The 2,481-nt window shown below is 71.0% G+C and carries 3 protein-coding genes; 1 reads left to right on the top strand and 2 read right to left on the bottom strand.

Going from position 1 to position 2,481, the window contains the following annotated elements; all coding sequences use genetic code 11:
* Nucleotides 1-831: radical SAM protein (locus VGZ32_RS27315; protein WP_349263773.1), on the top strand; the 831-nt coding region annotated here is incomplete at its 5' end.
* Here VGZ32_RS27315 and VGZ32_RS27320 read toward each other — a convergent pair.
* A complete protein-coding gene (locus tag VGZ32_RS27320) occupies nucleotides 832-1,977 on the bottom strand; it encodes an acyl-CoA dehydrogenase family protein (RefSeq protein WP_349263774.1) in 1,146 nt (381 codons plus the stop codon).
* Between the two features lie 77 nt (nucleotides 1,978-2,054).
* On the bottom strand, nucleotides 2,055-2,481 hold a 427-nt coding region (locus tag VGZ32_RS27325), incomplete at its 5' end, for an acyl-CoA dehydrogenase family protein (protein ID WP_326889098.1).

Here is a 2,481-nt window from a genome sequence, read left to right on the forward strand (position 1 = left end):
TATCTCGACCTCGACGCGGGCCACGACTTCGACTCGAAGATCGTGGTGAAGGTCAACGCCCCCGACGTGCTGCGGCGCGAGCTGGCCCGGCCGTCCTGGACCCGCGAGCACGTCGCGATGGGCACGAACGTGGACACCTACCAGCGCGCGGAGGGCCGCTACAAGCTGATGCCGGGGATCATCGGGGCGCTGACCGCGGCGGACACCCCGTTCTCGATCCTGACGAAGGGCACGCTGATCCTGCGCGACCTCGACCTGCTGCTGCGCGCGGCCGATCGCGTCCAGGTAGGGCTGAACATGTCGATCGGGTTCGTGGACGAGTCGCTGTGGCGCGCGGTCGAGCCGGGCACACCCAGCCCTCGCCGACGGCTCGAGGCCGTGCGCGCGCTGGCCGTATCAGGCCTCGGATGTGGGGTGCTGATGGCGCCGATCCTGCCGTACCTCACCGATTCGCCGGAGCAGCTGCGCTCCACGGTGGAGTCGATCGTGCGGGCCGGCGCGCGCTCGGTCAGCCCGATCGTGTTGCATCTGCGGCCAGGCTCACGCGAGTGGTTCGCGGCATGGCTCGCCGAGCGGTATCCGAACCTGCGCGGCCGTTACCGTGCCCTCTACGGCAAGGGCTCCTACGCGGCGAAGTGGTACCAGGAGGAGATCACCCGGCAGGTCCGCGGCTACGCCGAGGAGTTCGGGCTCGCGCCGCCGAAGCCGCCGAGGAGGCTCGAGCCCCCGGAGCCCGAAGTCCAACCCGATCCGGCGAAGCCCGGCCGCGGCGCGGCGTCCCGGGACGGCGACGACGGTCCCGACCGCGGCGAACAACTGACGTTGATGTAGTCACTCCACGGGCAGTCCGACCAGGTCGCCGAGTGTCCGGCGGTGTTTTTCGGCGGTGCCGAGGGCGATCGCGTCGGCCTTGGCTCGCTTGAGGTAGAGATGGGCCGGGTGCTCCCAGGTGAATCCGATCCCGCCGTGGAGTTGCACGCACTCCTCGGCGGCGCGCACGGCTACGCCTGAGCAGTACGCCTGCGCGATCGCGGCCGCCTGCGGGGTGTCGCGGCTGCCGGTCGCAATGCACGCGGCGGCATACCGGGCGACTGCGCGGGCTTGCGCGACGGCGGACCAAAGGTCGGCCACCCGGTGCTTGAGCGCCTGGTAGGAGCCGATGAGACGGCCGAACTGACGACGAGTCTTGAGATAGCCGACCGTCATGTCGAGGCAGGCTTCCGCGATACCGAGCTGCTCGGCCGCGAGCACGATCGCGCCGACCGTGAGGGCGAACCTGAGCGCGTACTGCGCATCGCTGCCCGAAGCGAGAAGCCGGGCGGGAGCCGCGTCGAGGCTGACATCGCTCAGCGGGCGCGTGAGGTCGAGGGAAGTGACCGGGGAGAGCTTGAGGCGCTCGCCCGCCCTGACGGCGTCGGTGAGGTAGAGGGCTGGTTCGCCATCCGGCGCGAGCGCGGGCACGAGGAACACGTCGGCGGTGCGGATGTCGGCGACGCTGGTCACGGCGCCAGTCAATCGGCCTGAGGCGTCGGCGCGTACTGATTCCGGGATCGGTGCGTTCGGAACTGTGCTGAAGGGGACGACAAGCGCCGCGGTCGTCTGCCCCTCTGCCAGTGCCCTGATCGCGTCGAGCACGTCGGTCTCGGCCTCGCATGCTGCGCCCAGGAGGACCCGGCGCAGCGCGAGGAACGCTGCGGTGGCGATCGCGGAGCTGCCGAGAAACGGCGTCGGAGCGGCGGCACGCCCGAGTTCCTCCGCCACGACGGCGACCTCACGCCACGAGGCGCCCGCACCGCCGAGTTTCTCGGGGATGGCGAGACCGGCGCAGCCCACGTCCCGGGCCAGCAGCCGCCACAGCGCCGGATCGTAGGGCTCGTCGGATTCGCTGCGCGCCAGCGTGGCATTCCAGGGGGCGCGGGTGGCGAGCAGATCGCGGACGGTCGCGCGCAGGTCTTCCTCGGCCTCGCCGGGCAGCAGATCGGGGACGGCCGGATCGGGTGCCGCAGTGTTCGATGACCGCTCGCCGGCGTTGCCCGGAGTCTCGGGATTCGATGTCACTGGGCCAGGTCCTTCCACGGGACGTCGGTGTCGACGCGGCTCTCCGGAGGCAGGCCGAGCACTCGCTCGGCGATGATGTTGCGCAGGATCTCCGACGTGCCGCCCTCGATCGAGTTGCCCTTCGCGCGCAAGTACCGGTAAGTCGCGGAGCGGCTCGCGAAGTCGACCGTAGTCGGGCGCTCCGTCGCCCACGTGTCCGAAGTCCACGTGTCGTGCCGAAGCGCCTCCTCCCCCAGCAGCTCCATTTCGAAGGCGGAGATCTCCTGGTTGAGCCGGGCGTACGCGAGCTTCGCGGCCGAACCCTCGGGGCCGGGCTGCCCGGCGGCGAGCGACTGCCGCAATCGCGCAGCGGTCAGGCGCGTCGCCTCCGCTTCGACCCAAAGGCGCATCAGCGTGTCGTGCGCGGCGGCGGTGCGCAGTTCG

Origin of the sequence: Actinocrinis sp., from assembly GCF_035938995.1 — a bacterium.
GTDB lineage: Bacteria > Actinomycetota > Actinomycetes > Streptomycetales > Catenulisporaceae > DASZGI01.